Genomic DNA, 21,416 nt, shown 5'->3' on the forward strand with positions numbered 1-21,416 from the left:
TCACCTCATTGTACAACGGTCATTTGTTGCGCATAGCTTAAAAGATCCTCAACTGTTAATTCTGGATTTTGTCCAACCATACTATATTGGTAGCCGTTTTCTTGCCAAGCAAGGGAACGGAAATTTTCACCATCCATAACAGTGCCTTTTTGTCCTCGAATATCTATTTCTTTTTCATTTAAAATGGGACCAATATCTGCAACACTAGCATCTGCTTTAAAAATCGTGACAAAAAAGGCTAGCTCTCCATCTAAAACATAATCGAAAGAGTATTCTGGTCGTTCCTCTATCCCTTTAACCATGGATATGTTGTCTAACGTTAGACCATTTACTTCTGGTACTAATAAAAATTTTTCAAGCTGCTGCTTTACGTCGTCCAATGAAATGGATTCAGAAGTATCCTGTCCGCTAATTTCCTGAATCGTTACATCCTTTGGTAAATCTAGTGTAAATTGTTGAGCATCTATTTTTCCACCAAAATTAATCTTAGAATATTCAGTGAGCATATGAGTCCCTGCACTATCTGTCTTCATTTTTAATGTCAGCCAAGTTTTTTTGTCAATCCATGCTTCGATATCGCCAAATAACGATTCCGTATTCTTCGTTTTTGCGACGATTTTATAGGTATCTCTACCTGCAACCTTCTCTTCTCCTGCTATCTTAATATCATGCGTATCTTTAACCATATTAAAAATAAGCTGTACCTGATCTTTAGGTGATTGCAAGCTGTCTAATTCAGGTTGTGAATAATCCATTGTGTAGGCTGTCTTTTCAGTGACATCATAGCTAATCACTTTAGCATCATTTTTAACTGTGATAACATGTTCACCATTATCGCCTGTCATTTCTATCCGTCTATTGCTATCCTTTACCCATTCCTTCACTTGAGCTTTACCACCTAGCTCTCCCATATCTAACGTATATTCGCCATAATAAGTGAGTGGCTCTTTCGATTCTTGAAGGGCTTGGTCGATAATTTCCTGAGGTGTATAAGTTGCCTCTGAATTACAGCCCACCAAGCTAAATGTCATAACAGCAATTAAGCCTGCTGCTCGGCAAGATCTTTTCCAATTCATCATTCATTTACTCCTTTATAAGGTGGTAGCCAGCAAATTACCGCTGTTCCAATGTTCTCTCTAGAAAGCAGTTCGACAGTACCCCCATGTTTTTCAATAATTTGTTTTGTAATATTTAAGCCTAGTCCTGTTCCTCGTTCACCAGCCTTTGATCTCGCATAATCTGCTTGATACATTGGCTCGAATAATTTAACAATGTCCTGTTGTGGTATGCCTCTTCCGTGATTTTGCACAATTATATACATACCTTCTTGCTTGTTTAAAGCAGACTTCAAGAAATCAAAGCCCCATTCGGGATCATTTCCAGCATTGACTGCCGCTAAGCCTATTGTTGTCCCCTTTTCCCCATAACGCCAGGCGTTGCTCAATAAATTATCAATGACACGCTGAAGTTGTTTAGGATGCACAGCATAGAGTCCATCTACGGAACAGAAGACTTTTAATGTAAATCCTTCTTCCTCACATAACGGTTCATAGTCAGACAAGGCCATGTCAAAAAATTCTTCTCCATCCACAGCAATGAGCTCTAATGTATAGTTCGTTGATTGAAGTAAGGTAAACATCATTAAATCCTCTAGCATATGCTTCATCCGATCTGCCTTCGTAACGATGACCTGCTGATATTCTGCCACCTGCTGTTCTGATAAGCCTTTATTTTGTAAAGATTCCGCATAGGCTTGGATGGCTGTAAGGGGTGTTTTCAAATCATGGGAAATACTTGCAATCATCATTTCTTTTTGCTGTTGTTCCGCTTTTAAGGAAGCTCGAGTCTTTTCAATTTCAACCTGCATCGCCTCAAATGTTTTGGCGAGTGCCCCAATCTCATCTTTTCTTACGCTTAGAGTTGATTTAACATGCTGACCTTTCGCAAAATTACGCATGTGCTGCATCAGTTCACCTAATGGCCGATTCAGTTTCCGATGAAGCAACAAGATGACAGTTAAATAAATGATAAGAAACAACAGGATCGTGCTTGCGATGACAAGCCATGAACGCTTTTCTACACCCTTTACCCAATCTGTTCGTATTAATTGAATTTCATAGATGCCAAGCAAATCACCTTTTAGATATACAGGCTCCTTGTATGTAAAGGCGTTGTATGCTTGCTGTAAATCAAATAAACCATTTAACATGCGCTCTTTCCCTACATAGCCCGTTAGCAAAGGGTTGGAGGAATATAAAACATAGCCAGATTTCGTATAGAGGGTAATCGCCAACTTCTCATTGGTAAGTTCCTCTATCTCCTCAAAATCGGCATTTTTTTGATAAAGCACTGGATTGTCAACGACATCTTTTACCTGATTTAGCTCTGTCCACTTGTCAAAGTACTCCGCCACATTTTTATCTTGGTAATAAGCATTAATCCACACATAAAGGCTATAAGCTCCTACTATGGGTATGACCATTACAATAAAAAACATAATTAGTAACCACGCTTTTATTTTCATAATGGTTCACCAATAAAACGGTAGCCCTTACCCCACACAGTTTGAATGAAATTTGGGTTTTTCACAGAATCCTTGAGCTTTTCGCGAAGTGCCTTGATATGCACTGTGACAGTATGAGTGTCCTCTAACGTTGCTTGCTGCCAAATATGCTGATACAGTTCTTCTTTTGTAAAGGTTTGATTCGGATTTTTAGCTAGCAGCCTAACAAGGGCAAACTCCTTTTGAGTTAATGCAATTTCTTGCTGATAAACACATACTATTTGTCGTTGCCAATCTATTGTTAATCCATTCGCATAGGCAGTATGCTCTTCTATCACGTCTTGCTTGTGGTAGCGTCGCCAGCGTCTAAGATGAGAGGCAACTCGTGCCTTTAATTCTTCTAAGCTAAATGGTTTAGCGATATAATCGTCTGCCCCCTGCAAGCCCTCCACCTTATCCGCATCTTCCTTGCGGGCACTCATCATTAGGATTGGCACATCACTCTCCCAACGGATATTTTGACAAACCGTTAACCCATCCATTTCTGGCAGCATCCAATCCACTAGCACTAAATCGAAAGGTTGCGTTTGAAAATCTTCCAGTCCCTCAAGGCCAGTAGTAGCCCATGTCACACAATAGCCCTCCTGTTCTAGCGTATCCTTCACAATGCGCCCAATCGCTGTATCATCCTCAATCAGTAGTAATTTTTCCTTCATCATTTTCCTCCTGCATTCACCTTACTACGGAAAAAACGGTTTTCTCCGAACTTTACACTTTCTTTATAATTACCTTAGAGCGTATCCGCACTTTATACAAGGGGAGGAGGCTACCGATTTCATCGAAGCAGTTTTCTTTCTGCCTGGGCTATCCGCCAATTTTGTGGGGCTATCCTTCACTTTGCCGGTTCTATCCGCTACTTTAACCGGGCTATCCTTCAGCTTTACCGGTTCTATCCACTACTTTAACCGGGCTATCCGCCAATTTTGCCGTTCTATCCACTACTTTAACCGGGTTATCCGCCACTTTGCCGGTTCTATCCACTACATCCTTCATTTTTATCCCATTAAAAAAGGAATGCACTGTGATTGTGCATTCCTTAGCGAACTAGAAAAATAAACTTAGAATATAGTAAATCAATGCTGCCATGACAGCAGAGATTGGCATCGTGATGACCCATGTTGTAACGATTTTACGTGCCATCCCCCATTTAACGCCTTTAACACGGTGTGCTGTTCCGACACCCATGATGGATGAAGAAATAACATGTGTTGTAGAAACTGGTAAATGGATTAATGTGGCACCAAAGATAATCGATGCAGAAGCTAAGTCTGCTGCTACCCCATTTACTGGGCGGATTTTCATGATTTTACCGCCAACCGTTTTGATAATTTTATAACCTCCGACAGATGTACCAAGACCCATCGCAGTTGCTGCAGCAAAACGTACCCAGAAAGGAATATCATCTCCTTGGTGTAGGCCGCCGGCGATTAGCGCCAAGGTAATAATACCCATTGCCTTCTGCGCATCATTTGTCCCGTGTGTAAAGGATTGTAAGGCTGCTGTCCCAATTTGCATTGTACGGAAGCCTTTATTCGTTCGATATAAATTCATATCTTTGAAGATGACTTTTAATAATGTCATCATCAGGAAACCAGCTGCGAACGCTAGTAATGGTGAAAAAATAAGTGCTTGAAGAATTTTAATAAACCCAGCATAGTTCAAAATATCAAATCCTGCTGCGGCAATAGCTGCCCCTGCAACAGAACCTATTAATGTATGAGAAGAACTTGATGGAATCCCAAAATACCATGTTAATAAATTCCATGTAATGGCAGATAATAAGGCTGCTAAAATAACAACAGAACCTGTAATATCGCCATCATAGGCATTTAAAGAAAATGGGTCCACAATATCTTTTGTTAGGGCTTTGGCTACCCCAACGAATGTAATCGCTCCGACGAAGTTCATTACTGCTGCCATATAAACCGCAGTACGTGGCTTTAAGGCACGGGTCGATACAGAGGTAGCAATCGCATTGGCTGTATCATGGAAGCCGTTAATAAAGTCGAACACAAGTGCGAAAATAACGACTAATATGGTGATTAATAAGATCGTATCCATTTCGTACACTCCATCTTATGCATTACGCATAATTATTGTTTCAATTGTGTTTGCTACTGTTTGACAGCTGTCCGCAATGTCTTCAAATTGCTCATAAATATCCTTGAAAACAATCAAACGCATTGGGTCTTTTTCTTGGATGAATAATTGCTTCATTGAAGAACGGAAAATTTCATCACATTCACGTTCATTGTCCTTAATTTGAATAGCATGTTTACGCATTTCCACAAGCTTTTTACTATTTAACAGTTCCATGGCTTGTACCATTTCGTCCGTGCTTTTCGCAATATATGTGAGGAATTGACGCATTGGCTCTGTTACTTCTGTTAGGTTGTACATATTGAAGTGCGCAATACAGCCTTCCATTCCATCAATCACATCATCTAATTTATTGGCTAATGCTAAAATATCTTCACGCTCAATTGGCGTCATAAAGGATTTATTCAGCATAACGATTAGCTCATGGATTAATTTATCGCCACTTGTTTCGTATTGCTTCATTGTATCTGCAATTTCTTTTAGCGCATCTATATCTTGAATACGGGCATTATGAGCATAATAGATACCCTCATTCACGTTTTTCGCGATTTTTAATAGTGACTGAAAAAATGGATCTTGCTTATTTGAGTTGAACATCCTGTTCCTCCTGTTGAAAAAATATTGTCAATTTCTGAACCATCATAACAAAACATTTACACAATTCTACAAAATTTTAAACACTAAGATGTTGATTTTACAAAACTGTAATATAAAATTTGCCACATTTATTTTTAAGCTATTTCGCAAGTTGTAAACGTTGGAAATCAAATATTAAAAATCACTATTTTTTCTTTAAAAATGACCATTTTTTCTTTTATTTTTATAAAAATACTTGAAATAAACTTTTTTCTGCTTATTTGTTTGTCTTGTGAAATGTTAAGGAATTGTAAACGAAATTTACATGAAAATGCTGGAATTTCATTGTTATTTTTTGACTTCCGCAGTACGCTATGTTAAAACGCAATGAGGAAAGATGGGAGCATATTTATGGATATTGATTTACTTTCACTCACAATATTATTACTACTTGCTTTTATCGCATCTTTTTTAAATGCGATTGTTGGAGGTGGTGGGCTCATCTCCTTACCTGCATTAATGGCTGTTGGTTTACCTCCAAGTACAGCCATTGCCACAAATAAACTGGCCAATACCATTAGTAATGGTACAAGTATGCTAACTTTTTTACGTGCAGGTAAAGTTGATATCAAGAAAATCGGAAAATCCTCCCCTTTATCTTTGTAGGGTCTTTACTCGGTGCCTTTACTGTCCATCTTGTGTCCCCTGCTATTTTAAAACCACTTATGCTTGTTATGCTCGTCCTTGTAGCTGCTTATACAATGTTTAAAAAAGATTGGGGACAGCAATATCAAGAGCGTGTACTTAGTACAGCCAAACATTTAGCCTATATAGGTGCATTTGCGGCTATTGGTTTTTACGATGGCTTTTTTGGACCAGGTACAGGTTCATTTTTTATTTTTATTCTATTAATGATGGGCTATGATTTTCTCCAAGCTGCTGGTAATGCGAAAGCTTTTAATTTCACCTCAAATTTAGCGGCATTAATCATGTTTTTAGTTTTAGGAGAAGTTCATTTTCTCTATGGTTTTTCGATGGGCTTTGTCATGATCTTTGGGGCAATCCTTGGATCCAAATTTGCGCTGAAGCGTGGAACGAGCATGATGCGTGTCATCTTTATTGTCATGACATGTTTATTGATTTTGAAAAATGCCTGGGATTATTTCTTTCATTGAGACCGCCAATTTTCAGTCAATTGACAAAAAATATTAGCGTGCTATAATACTTTTGGGCTTCACCGCATTGAAGCGCAGAAGTATTTATTAGGAGGATTCACATGTTTCGAATAGAAGCAAAGAGTAACCCTCGATTTCTTGAGGCAAGCTTTATCACTATTTTAATTATCGCCATAATGGCTTATAGTATTGGCTATTTAAAGGCTACGCCGCATATCCCGATTTTTCTTGTGATTGCCCTTTTACTGGCTTATGGATTACTGAAAAAAGTACCCTTTCGCGATCTTGAGGGTGGTATGATTGCTGGTGCTAGCGCTGGACTTGGCGCCGTTTTTATTTTCTTTTTTATTGGCATTTTAATTTCCAGCTGGATTATGGGTGGAACGATCCCAACCCTTATCTATTATGGCTTTTTAACTGTGTCGCCAAACTTTTTCTTTGCTATCGTGTTTTTAATTTGTAGTATCGTTGGTATTTCAATTGGAAGCTCTCTGACAACTGTCGCAACGGTTGGTGTAGCATTTATGGGCATTGCCGGAGCTATGGATATCTCGCTAACCATTACAGCTGGAGCGATTGTTTCTGGGGCCTTCTTTGGTGATAAAATGTCTCCATTATCCGATACAACCAATCTTGCTTCTGGTACAGTTGGTGTAGACCTTTTTGAGCATATTAAAAATATGGGCTGGACAACCATCCCTGCTTTTCTTATCTCCTTTGTGCTCTATGCTATTATCTCCCCAACAGGAGCTGCTACATCCTTTGAGACAGTGGAGCAATTTAAAGGGGGTTTACTGTCTACAGGACTTATTCATTGGTATACATTATTGCCAATTGTTGTTCTCGTAATCATGACTTTTTACAAGGCACCTGCAGTCATTACATTGGCTGTTGTGTCCATTATTGGAGTAGGTCTTGGCTCTCTACTTGACCCAGTTCCCGCTTCAGATGTCTTCAAAATTCTGTTTGATGGCTATGTCTCTCAAACTGGTAATAAAGAGGTAGATGCCTTGCTCACTCGTGGTGGGATGAATAGTATGCTATTTACAATCGCGCTTGTCTTACTTGCTTTAACAATGGGTGGCCTTTTATTCACACTAGGCATTATTCAAAGCATTTTAACGAAAGTCGAAAGCTTATTTAAAAGTGCTGGTTCTGTTATTACGGGTGCTGCCATCACGGGCATCGGTGTCAATACATTGATCGGTGAACAGTACTTATCCATTCTATTAACTGGGGAGGCCTTTAAGGCACAATTTGCAAAGGTTGGGCTTGCACCAAAAAACCTTTCACGCGTCATGGAGGATGCTGGTACGGTTGTCAACCCTCTTGTGCCTTGGAGTGTTTGTGGTATTTTTATCGCAAGTGTTCTCGGTATTTCCACACTGGATTACCTACCATTCACCTTCTTCTGTTTACTTGGACCAATTCTTACGATCTTGTTTGGCTGGAGTGGCAAAACATTAACAAAGCTTTAACCATAACAAAAGGTAGCTGAAAACAACATCAGCTACCTTTTTATTTTACTCAAAATTTTTGTGGAAACACCATTTCTTACTACCTTGACTATGTGTTGTATAAAATAATTTTAATCCCTTATCGGCTCGGAAATTTGATAGCGTGTAAAGCTAGCTGTTGGAGAGAAAGCTATCATTCCAATTTGGAATCAAAATTCATGATTTTTCGCATTTCTGTTGGATGACCTCCTTTGCTATGCTCTACTAAAGGAGATGAAAGAGGATGACAACAAAAACAAAATGGAATGCTCATTTATATGATGAAAAGCATGATTTCGTGTCAAAATTGGGTACAAGCTTAGTCAATCTACTAGCGCCGCAAAAAAATGAACATATTTTAGATGTGGGTTGTGGTACAGGAGATTTGGCTAATGACATATCAGCACTTGGAGCTTCTGTGCTCGGAGTAGATGCGTCGGCTACAATGATTTTAGCTGCTCAGCAAAAATATCCTGCCATTAACTTTCAAACGATGGAAGCTACAGCGATGCACTTTTCTCAGCAATTTGATGCCGTTTTCTCCAATGCCGCACTTCATTGGATGAAGGAACCTGATGTAGTTATCGAAAATGTCTATGGTGCACTGAAGAACGGTGGACGCTTGGTTGCTGAAATGGGTGGACAAGGCAATATTGCATCTATCATTTGGGCTCTGCAAAAAAGTATGGAATCTTTACAATTTCCCTATATCGACCACTATTTCCCTTGGTATTTTCCAAGCGTCGAGGAATATCAATCAAAATTAGAAAATGCAGGCTTTCAGGTCGAGAATATCACACTCTATAAACGCCCTACACCACTTCAAGGGCAGGATGGGCTTCGCAACTGGTTGGTCATGTTTAGTGAAAATCTTCTACAGCACTTAAAGGCTGATGAGAAAGAGCAGGTTTATGCGACATGTGAGGAATTATTAAAGCCAACTTGTTTCCAACAGAATGAATGGGTCATTGATTATTATCGTCTGCGCTTTATTGCTCGTAAAAAATAGATTACAAAAGGTTACTATTCTGTTGTAGTAACCTTTTTTCAATGCTAAGAGCGAGGCAGCAATATTACAATGACGCCTATTAAGCATATCCCTGCGCCAATAAAGTCTAAATGATCGGGCTTTTTGCCATCAATGCCCCACCCCCATAAAATAGACAACACGATGAATACCCCACCATAGGCTGCATAAACTCTGCCAAAGGTAGGGAAGGACTGGAATGTTGCAACAACGCCGTACAGAGCAAGTGCAATACCGCCAATAATGCCCCAATAAAAAGGTTTACCCTCTCGTAACCAAAGCCAAATTAAATAGCCCCCACCTATTTCACCAATTCCCGCAAGAATAAATAATAATATAGCGATCATACTGTATCTCTCTTTCTCATTTTCACTCTATTATACATGTCTTACATACTCCAATATGTAATGGTGTCCGTTATTCCGATTAAAATTAATAGGATACCTGCTGTCATTTGAATAGCTCTTCCCATTTTCATACTTTTTCGTAGGATAATACGCTTGGCATCAAAGACATAGATCAACAGAAGCATGATGATGAGCGGTACAGCGGTCGCTACGCCAAAAATACTAGGTAGAAGCAGCCCATAGGAAGTGCTCGCCACAAGGGGCATTAACCATACAAAAAATAGAACAAACATAGTGGGACAAAAGGCAATAGAAAAACTAGCACCCATTAAGAACGAGCCAAATTTCCCCTCTTTTACTACAGGCGGCAGCAGCGATGTTAAACGTTGTAGAAAGGTTAATTTGAATAAACCGATTAGCACCAGCCCTGTTAGCAGCATCATCGGCCCAATAGCCTGACGAAAGATTGGAAAATAACCGGTCATCTTTGTTTCAAATGATTGCCCAAAAAGCCAAGCACAAAAGCCAAGCACACTAAAAACAACCACTTTCCCCACTATAAAAAACATAATTTCTTGCCAATTACTGCTCTTTTGAAGTGTTCGATTGCCGTAAAATGTAATGGCACTCATATTACCTGTTAACTGACATGGAGCAAAGGCACCTATCAAGCCAAGAAGAATGGCCATCATCAGGGCAGAATGCTCATAGCCCTGTACAAATTGCGTAAGCGGTTCACTAATAAACTGACTAATGGTGGACAATATACTATACATCTAAACACCCTCTATCTATTATTTATACTAAAATAGTATAAAGGAACATTATGAATAAACAGTGCAGAAAACGGCTTTACCCATACACGCTATTACACGCTACTAAAAAATCATCATAATCAGCCGAGACATACTTTGTAAGCAAGTAAGTATCCGATACAATGTGAGAAAATTCTTTTACTGAATAGCTATGTAGAAGATTTTGCTGACAATCTGGTTCAATTACACTCTTAGGCAGCAAGGCAATACCAAGACCATGCTTGACGAAATGCTTGATCACCTCTGTTTGATTAATATGCATTGTTTGATGGCTAGTAAATTGCTGTAGCACCTGTTGTACTTCCTGCCAATAGGGCGCATATTCATGTGTGAAAAGCGTTTCCTGCTGTAAAAGGGTGAAAGCATCATATTCCTTTTTAGCAATAGGAGCAATTAAATGCAATGGTTCTTGTGCGAGCATTACCGTGTGAAGCTCACGAGTTGAGGTTAATTTGGATAAGCCCATATCGATTACACCAGTAAATACCGCTTCCCCAATTTCATTGGATTTTAAAAGTTCTATCACTACCTGAGTAGAGGGCTTTCGATGCTGGAATGCTGTAATAATAGCTGGTAATGTTGAATTCGCTATTTGCGGAGCAACGCCAATCGTAAGCTTAGCGGTGTAGCCTTTTACGAAGGAATCCATTTGTTGTAGCCCTTCATCTAAAGCGGACAGGATTTTTTGTGCCTGCAGACGAAAATAAGCACCCTGCTGATTTAACGTCACCTGTTTGCTCTGTCGATTAAATAATGGGGTTTGCAATGCCCTTTCTAAATGTTGGATATGCTTCGTTACGGTCGATTGTGTAATAAATCGTTTTTCAGCTGTTTCTCGAAAGTTTTCAGTTTGTGCTGCCACTATAAATGTGCGTAGCCACTCTGTCTCCATCGCCATCCCTCTTTCGTTTTCAACTAGTATAACGAAAAATTTGTAAGTCTTGAAACCTTTTTTCAACATAAGCGTATGTATAGCTAACGATGTCAGTAGGAGGAATGAAAGATGTCTTTTTTTCATAAAGCATTAGCAAGTATTGGTATAGGTTCAGCGACAGTGGATACAAGATTGGAGAAGGATACTTATCGTGCTGGAGAGGTCATGCAGGGTGAAATCATTGTGCGTGGCGGTCAAGTTGAGCAACAGGTCGACACGATTTACCTATCCGTCAATACGACCTATATCCGTGAGTCGAATGATCACAAACATACAGAGGTTGCCGCACTGCAGAAGGTCAAAGTAACAGAGCCTTTCACACTGGGCGCCGGCGAGGAAAAAATCTTCCCTATTTCATTAACATTGCCATTTGAAACACCGATTAGTGCAGGTAAAACACAGGTATGGATTCAAACGGGCCTTGATATTAAAAATGCGGTCGATCCGAGTGATAAGGATTATATTCGTGTCGAGCCAACAGCACTAGCAGGTCATATATTAGATGCAATTCGTGGATTAGGTTTCCGTTTACGTGAAGCTGAATGTGAACAAGCTCCTTCACGCTTCCGCGGCTACTATCCATTTGTCCAGGAATTTGAATTTGTACCCACTGGACAATATAGAGGCCATTTAGATGAGCTTGAATTAGTTTTCCTTTCTCAATCCAACCATTCTGCAGAGATTTTCATGCAAATTGATCGCAAAGTAAAAGGCATTGGTAGCTTTTTTGCTGAAGCATTAGATATGGATGAAAGCTATGTTCGCACAACGGTTACGATGCATGACCTACCGACACTGCAAGCAAAGCTTCAGCAAATCATTTCAAAACATGCCTAATGAACTAAAAAGTAGTTGAAGCCTAACTTCAGCTACTTTTTTTATGATCAAATAGGAGGGTGAAAAGGATGATGATGAAAGCGGCATTATTTGATTTAGACGGAACATTATTAAATAGAGATGCATCTGTCGAACTCTTCATTAAGCAGCAATATGAGCGATTAAAGGGAGTACTAGGTTTCATTCCAAAAGAACAATATATAGCTCGTTTTATCCAATTAGATAAGCGGGGCTACGTTTGGAAGGACCATGTCTACCAGCAATTGGTAGAAGAATTTCACCTTGTTCATATTACGTGGGAAGAACTTCTTCAAGATTACCTAAACGAATTTAAATATAGCTGTGTCCCTTTTCCTAACCTTATCCCTATGCTAGAACAATTGAAAAGGGATCAGTTGGCTTTAGGCATGATTACGAATGGCTATGGGCATTTTCAGATGGACAATATAAAGGCATTAGCAATTGAACATTATTTTGATGTCATTTTAGTTTCGGAATGGGCAGGAATGAAAAAACCCGATCCCCAACTGTTTTTAAATGCCATCGAAAAGCTGAATGTCCTTCCTCATGAATGTGTTTTTATCGGCGACCATCCTGTGAATGATGTCAAAGGTGCTCAACATGTGGGAATGAAGGGCATTTGGAAAAAAGATAAACAATGGCAACATGTTCAAGCGGATGCCATCGTGGAGGATTTATTAGAAATACCGATATTCATTGACTCTTTCAGCCAATAATAAATAACCCATCTACTTGTTGGTAGATGGGTTTTTGTTTTATCCTATTTCACAGCTTGCTTTACTTTTTCCAGCACTTCTTCAGCTGTCGCTAGCTGTAATGCCTCTGTTGCTAAAGTCTGCATCTCTGGGACAGATAATTGCTTTAGCAAGGCCCTCGTTTTTAAAATAGACGTAGCACTCATCGAGAACTCATCTAAGCCTAAGCCTAGCAATAGTGGAACAGCATGCTCATCGCCAGCCATTTCTCCACACATTCCTACCCATTTTTGTTCTTGATGGGCAGCTTTAATGACCATTTGAATTAAACGTAATATGGCTGGGTTATATGGTTGATATAAATAGGAAACTTTTTCATTCATCCGATCTGCCGCCATTGTATATTGAATTAAATCATTTGTCCCGATGGAGAAGAAATCCACTTCTTTGGCAAAAATATCTGCCATTACGGCTGTCGAGGGAATTTCAACCATCATCCCGACCTCGATGGAAGAGCCTACTGCAACCCCTCCAGCTATCAGCTTTTCCTTTTCCTCAAGCAAAATGGCTTTAGCCGCACGGAATTCTTGAATGGTCGCTATCATAGGGAACATAATTTTTAAGTTTCCGTAGACAGATGCTCGCAGTAGTGCTCGCAATTGTGTGCGGAATAACTCCTGCTGGTCAAGACATAGACGAATGGCACGGTGACCAAGGAATGGATTCATTTCTTCTTGCAAAGGTAAATATGGCAGGTGCTTGTCGCCACCAATATCCAGTGTTCGAATAACAACTGGCTTGCCCTTCATTCCTTCCAAGACTGTTTTATACGCTGTAAATTGTTCTTCCTCAGAGGGTAAATTTTCTCTGCCCATATATAAAAACTCTGTTCGATATAAGCCAATTCCCTCTGCTCCATGACGCAATACACCATCCAAATCATTTGGCGATCCAATATTAGCCGCTAGCTCAACATGCACGCCATCTTTAGAAACGGTTTGCTCATTCACTAAAGTAGACCATTCCGCCTGCTGTACACGATATTTTTGTGCCTTTTCCTGATAGTCTGCAATCACATCGGCACTTGGATTCACTAGGACTTGACCCGTCAAACCGTCAACAATTATAGTATCGCCATCCTGAATTGTTGTCGTAGCAACCCCTGCCCCTACGACTGCTGGGATTTCTAAGCTACGAGCCATGATGGCTGAATGGGATGTACGCCCACCAATATCGGTAATAAAACCGAGAACATAGTTGCGATCTAATTGGGCTGTCTCTGAAGGTGTCAAATCATTCGCTACGATAATTACCTGTTCGTTAATATTGCTTGGATTTGGAATATGTACTCCGAGTAAATGTGCTAATATGCGATTTGTCACATCTTTAATATCTGATGCACGGGCACTCATGTATTCGTCATCCATACCTTCAAATAATGCCACAAACATAGAGGTTACTTCATGCAATGCATACTCCGCATTTACCGCTTCGTCTGCAATTTTTTGATTGATAGGCCCAATTAATTCGGGATCATGAACCACTAATAAATGTGCCTCAAAAATTGCGGCTTCTTCTGCACTAAATTTTTCTAATGTTTGCTGTCGAATGACAATCAGTTCTTGCTCTGCTTTGGCAAGAGCGGCTGCTAAACGTTTCTGCTCTGCCTCGATATCATGAACAGTTGTTTTAGCGAATGTTAAATCTGGTTGGACGAAACGATATGCTTTCGCAATGGCAATGCCGTCTGAAGCGGCAATACCAGTGAGTCGTGTCATTGTGCAAGCCCCATTTCCGTGATGAGTGTCGTTAGTGCTGCTAATGCTTGCTCTTCGTCTTCCCCCTCTACAACAAGTGTAAATTGTGAACCTTGCTTTAAGGCTAATCCCATCACACCTAAGATTGATTTCAAGTTAGCTGCTTTTTCTTCTGTACGTATTTCTATAGATGAAGCAAATGGTGTTGCTTTTGCCACAAGCTGGCTCGCTGGTCGTGCATGAATACCTAAAGGATCGACTACTGTAAATTGTTGTGTTTTCATAATTTATTCTCCTCTTCTTGTAAGTCTGTTAAAACCATTACATTTGGATGTTTCGATAAAGCAGTTGCAGGTACGTCTTCTGTATAATCAGATGCCAGTAAACGCTCTAACACCTCACGCTTAGCTTCTCCCACTGCGAGTAACAAAATGCATTTTGCCCGCATAATCGATTGAATACCCATCGTGTATGCCTGTGTTGGCACTTCGTCAATGGATGAAAAGAAACGCGCGTTAGCTTGACGAGTAGATTCTTCGAGTGTTACAAGATGTGTTAAAGAAGCAAATGACGTACCAGGCTCATTGAAGCCGATATGACCATTTTGACCGATACCAAGCAGTTGGAAATCTAAGGGATATTGTTGCAGTAATCCTTCATAGCGAGCTGTTTCCACTAAAGGATCTACTGCTAATCCATCTGGTAAATACGATGCTAAAAATGGTTTTTGGTTAAATAAATGTTTGTTCATATAATAGGCGTAGCTTTGCTGATGAGTTGCCTCAAGCCCAACATACTCATCCAAATTAAAGCTAATACAATGTGAAAAATCAATATCTGTTTTACAGATTTTAGCATATAGTGGTTCCATTGTTCCACCAGTAGCTAACCCGAACGTTGTGGCGCCATTATTTTTGGCTTCAACGATGGTCGCTACTGCATGTGAATATAAATCATCCATTGAGGAAAATCTTTTTACTTTCACCACATATCCTCCTTTGTATCCTAGAAATGAATACGCTGACCATACTGATCAATGAGCGCATCGTTATTATTTTCCCCTAAATTACTGCTACCAAACACTGGTACACTAGCGCCCTGTGCATGCATAAGCTCAATGATTTGAGCGAATAAAGCATTTAGTAAAGTCGCACCTAACACCGTTGATACAGGAGCATATTGCAATTGGTCAACGGTTAACACACCATCACCTAATGGCACATGCGTATTCAAAACTTCATCTACTACTTGCTCTAAACGCTTGCCTGACGGATGGCGCGACGGCTGGTGCTGATATTCCAGTGATTGGAGTGAAATAGTCAAAGCGCCCGCTTCCTTTGCATAGGTAGCCATATCAATGGGCACTGGATTATTGGCAGAGGTTGAAATGATGATACAAACATCTTGCTCATCAAATTGCAGCTGATCCTTATAGGTGGCTAAAAAAGCCTGTTTTTTTTCATTTTGTGAGGATTGCCGTGCACCCTGATGTAGCATTAACGATTCTATGTGTATCGGTTTGACAGGCACTAAGCCACCTGCTCTATAGTAACATTCCTGTGCTAATAGCATGGAATGACCAGAGCCAAAGAGCTGGATAATGCCTCCCTTTGTGAGACGTTTAACAATTTGCTTGGCAATATGCATAAGTTGGTTGCTTTCCTGCTGTGCCACCATTGTTAAATATCGATTTACTAGTTGAAAATAGGTATTCATGTTCTATCACCTTTTCATTTCCATCGTTTCATGCAAGATGTTTGTATACCTGCTGCATATTAGTAACTATTGTCCACTTGAATTTGCATCATATAAGACCTTGCCCGCCTTAATCGTTTGGTGGAGCTTTAAATGTTCATCTAAAATCACTGCATCCGCATCAAAGCCTTGTATAAGCTGACCCTTATTACCTAGCTTCAATTGCTCAGCAGCATTAAAGCTGGACATTTTGACAAGCTCCTCCAGCGTACAATTCGTAATGTGATGCATATTCCGTACAGCCTGATCCATTTTTAAAATACTGCCTGCTAACGATCCATTTGACAAATGGGCACCTGCTTCTGTCACATGGACTGTTTGACCGCCTAAATCATATGCTCCGTAGGGCATTCCCTTTGCGCGCATGGCATCTGTAATTAAAATAAGCCCGTCCGCTCCCTTTAAGCGATAGGCCATTTCCACCGCTCCTTCATGCATATGGATAAAATCAACAATCAGTTCTGCCTTAATCGCATCTAGCAGCAGGACACCGCCAACTACACCTGGATCTCGATGGTGGAATGGACGCATTTGGTTGTATAAGTGTGTCCCCTGTGTGGCACCTAATTGAGCCGCTTGTTGCATTTGCTCAAAGGTAGCATCCGAATGACCAATTGAAACAATGACACCGCTAGCAGAAATACTTTGCACAGCTGCCATGCCATTCGGCTCTTCTGGTGCTAGCGTAATTTGCTTGATTTTATGGCCACTTAGTTGCTGCCATTTTGTCCATATATCTAAATCTAGCTCGACAATATATTCAAGAGGCTGTGCCCCTGCTCGCTGCTTTGAAACAAATGGCCCTTCGATATGAATACCCAGTACCTCTGCTTCATCTGGCTGTGGCTGGAACTGTGCTACATTTTCAATAGCTCGTTCAATGTTGTCATAGCTTTGTGTCATCGTTGTAGCTAAAAAGCTTGTCGTTCCTTCTTTTAAAAGGGATTGAGCCATCGTATGAAGCCCTTCATCAGAAGCATCCATCGTATCCATTTGAGCGGATCCATGAATGTGCATATCAATAAATCCTGGCAATAAAAATTTCCCTGAACCATCAAGCTGTTCTACATCGTGGATATCAAGCTGAGGAGCAATTTGCGCAATTTTACCATCCTTCATCCATACATCTACCTGTTCATCTCGTCCATTGCCATTCACTACTGTGATATTTCGAATGAGTAAACTCAAGAAAAACATCTCCTTCTTGAACAAGGGCTGTCGAAAAGGCATCCGTGTGCAATAGCTCATTGCCTCTGTATACCTTCGCTAACAGCCCCATTAGTTGTTACTTCTTCATTGTAATAATATTCGTTGAGCCTGCTCGTTGATAGCCAGTCTTTTCAAGTGTAATCTCTTGCCCCATTAAGCTTGTAAAGACAACTGGTGTGATGACAGAAGGTACTTGCCCTTCAATCTGTACAAGGTCTGCTTTTAATAACGCATCCCCACGCTTAACTTTTTGACCATCTGTAACGAACAGATCAAAACCATCACCATTTAGTTTGACCGTATCTAAGCCAACATGAATTAATACTTCAATGCCCGTATCAGATTTTAAGCCAATTGCATGCTTTGTGGGGAACACCATCACTACTTGACCATCAAATGGTGCATAGACTGCTCCATCTGTCGGACGTATCCCGAAACCTGGGCCCATCAAGCCTGCTGAAAATGCCTCATCAGGCACTTCTGTTAAAGGCAATAAATCACCCGTCATTGGCATTTCGAAATCACGGAATGTCATCGTGTCATTCTTCACCGTTTCTTCCATGACAGGCTGAGCTGATGGAAGTCCTACATTGGCTGGTGCTGGATTGCCTTTTTTCAAACGTTCTTTTATGGCCTCAGCTAAAAACTCCACGGATGTCCCAATGATTACTTGGACATTGGTTTTACTAATACGCATAACTCCTCTTGCACCTGTTTGCTTCAATGTTTTTTCATCGACGCTAGCAGAATCCTGTACTAATAATCGTAGGCGAGTTGTACAATAATCCACTTGCTTAATATTGTCTTTTCCACCTAATGCTTCAATTGTATAATATGCACGTAAATCGACATCATCAGCAATAGCATTTACTTCGCCATCCTCATCCTCATCGTCTTCACGTCCTGGTGTTTTTAAGTCTAATTTTTTGATTAAGAAATAGAATACCACAAAGTAAATCGCCCCAAAGCCTAAACCTAAAGGTAGTAAGAGCCATGGTTTATCTGCCAGACCAAGGTTGAGTAAGTAGTCAATTAAGCCTGCAGAGAACCCAAAGCCGTCACGGAATCCAACGAGATAGGCCACAGCCAATGAAATACCTGTTAATACAGCATGAATACCATAAAGAACTGGTGATAAGAACATAAAGGAAAATTCAATAGGCTCTGTAACACCCGTTAAAAAGGCTGTTAAAGCGATGGAAACGAACATCCCTCCAACGATTGGACGCTTTTCTTTTTTCGCTGCAAAATACATTGCTAGACAGGCTGCTGGTAAGCCAAACATCATAATTGGGAAGAAACCAGCTTGGAAATGTCCAGCTGTCGTGTCTCCTGCTAGGAAGCGGTTGATATCCCCTTTCACGATTTCGCCTGCAGCATTTGTAAATTCACCGAAATCAAACCAAATAATTGTATTGATTACATGGTGGAGACCCACTGGAATTAATAGACGGTTGAAGAAGCCATACATCCCTACACCAAGTGATCCTGCACCAATCATCCAATTACCGACAGCATCAATACCACCTTGAATTGGTCCCCAAACAATTGCTAAAATACTACCTAAAATTGCCATGGTGATGGACGTAATAATCGGTACAAAGCGCCGTCCACCGAAGAATGATAACCATTCTGGAAATTTCACATTATAATATTTGTTATATAATAAGCCTGCCGTAATACCGGCAATAATACCACCAAACACACCCATATTTAATTCTTCGTTAACAGTCCCTAAAACGGCGACTAAAACAAGATGCGCAATCGCACCTGCTAGAGCTGCGCCACCACTGCTATCATGTGCAAACCCCATCGCAATACCGATAGCAAAAATAATTGGTAAATTCCCTAGTATAGCATTACCAGAAGCGGCCATAATACTAGCAATGTACTGGATGGCTTCATTCGGTACGGCCCCAAGCATATCCGCTGAACCTAAACGCAATAGTAATGCTGCTGCTGGTAATGTTGCGATTGGAAACATGAGCGACTTACCGATTTTTTGTAAGAAAGCAAACATTCATTATCCCCCTTTGGTATAGTTGTCTAGACCACTTTAGTAAAAAAAAAGCGTTTTCACTAAGTTGCTATTATTATAGGCGCAATTCAAAAAAAAATAAATACTTTTTTAATATTTCGTGATGTTAAACAAAAAAACCGCACCCTAATCCAAAATTAGGGCACAGTTCTTCTTTAGTTTATGCCGTGACATCACGTTTCATAAAGGTTGAATAACTAATGACAAGGAAAACTACTGCGTATATAGCAAGTACTGTTAATGAGAAGGGCAACGTCACATCAGCAATCATGGAGCCACCACCATGCTCATACTGTGTTAAATCAGAATGTGTGAGCCAAATATATTTGACGATGTCGTATCGGCTTAAGAACATAACTATCATGCCGCCTGTAAAAGAAAGGAACATCGTTAAACCGATTGCTAATGAGCTTGAACGGAATACTGAGCCAATCAAAAAGGCAAATAATGTAGACATCACAAAATCGCCACCAGATAATAGGTAATGATAGGCTAAATCGCTCCATACAGCCTTTTCAACGACCTGTCCATTGACCATTTCTAATTCCACACCTGTTCCCATGCCGAACAAGACTAAGCCGATAAGGGCACTTACCACAACATTGACCACATACAATAACAAACCAAAAAGGAATGTTGTCAGTAATTTAGACGTTAACACTTTGGCACGGGACATTGGGCGCGTTAAGAGCATTTTAATCGTCCCTGTTGAAAATTCGCTCGATACAATACTAGCTGCGGTAATGACTGTAAATAAAGTAACAAGCGTAAGCATACCGCTTGTAAAGGACATAAAGCTTGCAAGACTACTATCTTTTTGACTTGGTGCATCATTCGCTAAACGATATTCAGAAATAGCCATCTGCTCTTGAAAGTATGCCTTATCTTCCTCCGTTAAATCTTCACCTGCTAGCGTCTCTTTATAAGATTGAATGGCATCCTGCTCTATGTCCTGCCAAGAGCCTTCCGTCGGGGATTTTACTTCATAATATTTGGTGATTCCAGCAGGAACAAGAATGACAAGAATCAGCATGGCCACCATTGCCCATGTTCCTTTTTTATGCCATAATTTCATCCACTCATTTTGAATTAGCTTCAGCAATTTGTCCGCCTCCAGTCATTTCTAAGAATTGATCCTCTAATGTTTTTTGATGTGGCTGTACAGCAAATAATTGAATACCCGCTTGGACTAGTTGTGTAGTCATAGCTGGGACATCCTCTTTCTTCATTTCCACCACATAGCCTTGATTCTCTGCTACAAAGTTAAAGTCACACTGTTCCAGATAAGCAGACACCTGCTCTTTTGGCTGTGCCTCCACATAATAAAATGATGAGCTTTCATTGTGAATATCGCGCAGATCAATTAGCTGCCCATTTTGAATCACGGCCACTCGATCACACATCAATTCAATTTCTGATAATAAGTGACTTGAGACAAAGACGGATACGCCCTCTTCTGAAGCAATCTTACGTAGGTACATACGAAACTCACGAATACCAGCAGGGTCTAAGCCATTCGTCGGCTCATCTAAAATCAAAAATTTCGGTCTGTGCAATAACGCCTGGGCTAATCCTAGTCGTTGTCTCATACCAAGTGAATACGTAGAGACCTTTTCATGTATACGATTTTCGAGCCCAACCTGTTGAATGACCTCCTGAATTCGTTCCTTTGTTACATTTTTATGCATACGTGCAAAATGTAGTAAATTTTTATAGCCTGACATAAATTTATACATTTCTGGATTTTCAACAATCACACCAACCTTACTAATGGCTTCCTCGTAATGCTCCTTCAGTGAAAGCCCGTCGATGATGACATTGCCCTCTGTTGGATGCATAAGCCCTGTCATCATTCGGATTGTTGTTGTTTTCCCCGCTCCATTCGGTCCTAAAAATCCTGTAATTTGGCCTGGATATAAATCAATGTTTAACTGTTGAATTAATTGCTTTCCTCGAATAGTTTTCGATAAATTTTGCAATTGTACAATCGGTTCTGTCATATTTTTCACCCTTTCTAATCTATTTCGCCTGAGCATTATGCAGTCTGGCACGACAACATTGCTTTATTGAC

Annotated in this window: 20 protein-coding genes and 1 pseudogene; 5 read left to right on the forward strand and 16 right to left on the reverse strand. The window is 40.2% G+C overall.

The features are described from left to right. Positions 1–5: 5 nt before the first annotated feature. The 5 genes from AAJG31_RS04670 to AAJG31_RS04690 form a co-directional block, all read right to left on the reverse strand. Entirely contained in the window at positions 6–1,076 is a 1,071-nt protein-coding gene (locus AAJG31_RS04670) for a sigma-E factor regulatory protein RseB domain-containing protein (RefSeq protein ID WP_279494639.1), read from the reverse strand. Then, entirely contained in the window at positions 1,076–2,524 is a 1,449-nt protein-coding gene (locus tag AAJG31_RS04675; RefSeq protein WP_259948849.1) for a HAMP domain-containing sensor histidine kinase, read from the reverse strand. The genes AAJG31_RS04670 and AAJG31_RS04675 overlap by 1 nt, the downstream gene beginning before the upstream one ends. Continuing rightward, the gene (locus AAJG31_RS04680) at positions 2,521–3,219 is read right to left on the reverse strand and encodes a response regulator transcription factor (protein ID WP_259948848.1); all 699 of its coding nucleotides are present in this window, start codon (positions 3,217–3,219) and stop codon (positions 2,521–2,523) included. Before AAJG31_RS04680 ends, AAJG31_RS04675 begins: the two co-directional genes overlap by 4 nt. Positions 3,220–3,607: 388 nt before the next feature. Then, entirely contained in the window at positions 3,608–4,624 is a 1,017-nt protein-coding gene (locus AAJG31_RS04685; RefSeq protein WP_004229076.1) for an inorganic phosphate transporter, read from the reverse strand. 15 nt (positions 4,625–4,639) lie between these two features. After that, positions 4,640–5,260: a DUF47 family protein gene (locus tag AAJG31_RS04690; protein ID WP_004229078.1), complete on the reverse strand. Its 621-nt coding sequence runs from the start codon at positions 5,258–5,260 to the stop codon at positions 4,640–4,642. Between the two features lie 390 nt (positions 5,261–5,650). On the opposite strand from AAJG31_RS04690, the pseudogene AAJG31_RS04695 reads away from it, so the two are divergent. The 3 genes and pseudogenes from AAJG31_RS04695 to AAJG31_RS04705 all read left to right on the forward strand — a co-directional run bounded on the left by AAJG31_RS04695 (position 5,651) and on the right by AAJG31_RS04705 (position 8,919). Continuing rightward, positions 5,651–6,414, forward strand: a pseudogene (locus AAJG31_RS04695) (TSUP family transporter). 101 nt (positions 6,415–6,515) lie between these two features. Beyond that, positions 6,516–7,892 carry a Na+/H+ antiporter NhaC gene (gene nhaC, locus AAJG31_RS04700; RefSeq protein ID WP_115673977.1) on the forward strand — a complete coding sequence of 459 codons (1,377 nt, stop codon included), beginning with the start codon at positions 6,516–6,518 and terminating at the stop codon, positions 7,890–7,892. A gap of 262 nt (positions 7,893–8,154) precedes the next feature. Then, positions 8,155–8,919 carry a class I SAM-dependent methyltransferase gene (locus tag AAJG31_RS04705; RefSeq protein WP_279494637.1) on the forward strand — a complete coding sequence of 255 codons (765 nt, stop codon included), beginning with the start codon at positions 8,155–8,157 and terminating at the stop codon, positions 8,917–8,919. Positions 8,920–8,963: 44 nt separating this feature from the next. On the opposite strand, the gene AAJG31_RS04710 is transcribed toward AAJG31_RS04705, so the two are convergent. The 3 genes from AAJG31_RS04710 to AAJG31_RS04720 all read right to left on the reverse strand — a co-directional run bounded on the left by AAJG31_RS04710 (position 8,964) and on the right by AAJG31_RS04720 (position 10,991). Then, on the reverse strand, positions 8,964–9,284 hold the full coding sequence (locus AAJG31_RS04710; protein WP_004229297.1) for a YnfA family protein: 321 nt from the start codon (positions 9,282–9,284) through the stop codon (positions 8,964–8,966). Between the two features lie 41 nt (positions 9,285–9,325). Beyond that, entirely contained in the window at positions 9,326–10,060 is a 735-nt protein-coding gene (locus AAJG31_RS04715; RefSeq protein WP_115673976.1) for a sulfite exporter TauE/SafE family protein, read from the reverse strand. A 76-nt stretch (positions 10,061–10,136) separates the two neighbouring features. Further along, on the reverse strand, positions 10,137–10,991 hold the full coding sequence (locus AAJG31_RS04720) for a LysR family transcriptional regulator (protein WP_103117863.1): 855 nt from the start codon (positions 10,989–10,991) through the stop codon (positions 10,137–10,139). A 111-nt stretch (positions 10,992–11,102) separates the two neighbouring features. On the opposite strand from AAJG31_RS04720, the gene AAJG31_RS04725 reads away from it, so the two are divergent. Next, complete coding sequence (locus AAJG31_RS04725) at positions 11,103–11,870, forward strand: sporulation protein (RefSeq protein ID WP_054550900.1); 768 nt, start codon at positions 11,103–11,105, stop codon at positions 11,868–11,870. Between the two features lie 71 nt (positions 11,871–11,941). Then, entirely contained in the window at positions 11,942–12,607 is a 666-nt protein-coding gene (locus tag AAJG31_RS04730; RefSeq protein ID WP_103119063.1) for an HAD family hydrolase, read from the forward strand. A 44-nt stretch (positions 12,608–12,651) separates the two neighbouring features. On the opposite strand, the gene ptsP is transcribed toward AAJG31_RS04730, so the two are convergent. The 8 genes from ptsP to AAJG31_RS04770 all read right to left on the reverse strand — a co-directional run bounded on the left by ptsP (position 12,652) and on the right by AAJG31_RS04770 (position 21,345). Beyond that, the gene (gene ptsP, locus AAJG31_RS04735; RefSeq protein ID WP_048390361.1) at positions 12,652–14,364 is read right to left on the reverse strand and encodes a phosphoenolpyruvate--protein phosphotransferase; all 1,713 of its coding nucleotides are present in this window, start codon (positions 14,362–14,364) and stop codon (positions 12,652–12,654) included. Next, positions 14,361–14,627 (reverse strand): HPr family phosphocarrier protein, encoded by a 267-nt coding sequence (locus tag AAJG31_RS04740; protein ID WP_004229305.1) that lies wholly within the window; start codon positions 14,625–14,627, stop codon positions 14,361–14,363. Before AAJG31_RS04740 ends, ptsP begins: the two co-directional genes overlap by 4 nt. After that, positions 14,624–15,328 (reverse strand): glucosamine-6-phosphate deaminase, encoded by a 705-nt coding sequence (locus tag AAJG31_RS04745; protein ID WP_103117861.1) that lies wholly within the window; start codon positions 15,326–15,328, stop codon positions 14,624–14,626. Before AAJG31_RS04745 ends, AAJG31_RS04740 begins: the two co-directional genes overlap by 4 nt. Positions 15,329–15,348: 20 nt before the next feature. After that, complete coding sequence (locus AAJG31_RS04750; protein ID WP_259948835.1) at positions 15,349–16,059, reverse strand: SIS domain-containing protein; 711 nt, start codon at positions 16,057–16,059, stop codon at positions 15,349–15,351. Positions 16,060–16,125: 66 nt separating this feature from the next. Beyond that, on the reverse strand, positions 16,126–17,286 hold the full coding sequence (nagA, locus tag AAJG31_RS04755; protein ID WP_103117859.1) for an N-acetylglucosamine-6-phosphate deacetylase: 1,161 nt from the start codon (positions 17,284–17,286) through the stop codon (positions 16,126–16,128). 97 nt (positions 17,287–17,383) lie between these two features. After that, positions 17,384–19,327: an N-acetylglucosamine-specific PTS transporter subunit IIBC gene (gene nagE / locus AAJG31_RS04760; RefSeq protein WP_259948830.1), complete on the reverse strand. Its 1,944-nt coding sequence runs from the start codon at positions 19,325–19,327 to the stop codon at positions 17,384–17,386. 178 nt (positions 19,328–19,505) lie between these two features. Continuing rightward, on the reverse strand, positions 19,506–20,447 hold the full coding sequence (locus AAJG31_RS04765; RefSeq protein WP_009370929.1) for an ABC transporter permease: 942 nt from the start codon (positions 20,445–20,447) through the stop codon (positions 19,506–19,508). Next, positions 20,425–21,345 carry an ABC transporter ATP-binding protein gene (locus tag AAJG31_RS04770; protein WP_009370928.1) on the reverse strand — a complete coding sequence of 307 codons (921 nt, stop codon included), beginning with the start codon at positions 21,343–21,345 and terminating at the stop codon, positions 20,425–20,427. The genes AAJG31_RS04765 and AAJG31_RS04770 overlap by 23 nt, the downstream gene beginning before the upstream one ends. Positions 21,346–21,416 lie beyond the last annotated feature (71 nt).

Source organism: Lysinibacillus sp. BS3, from assembly GCF_039614735.1.
Taxonomy (GTDB): domain Bacteria; phylum Bacillota; class Bacilli; order Bacillales_A; family Planococcaceae; genus Lysinibacillus; species Lysinibacillus capsici.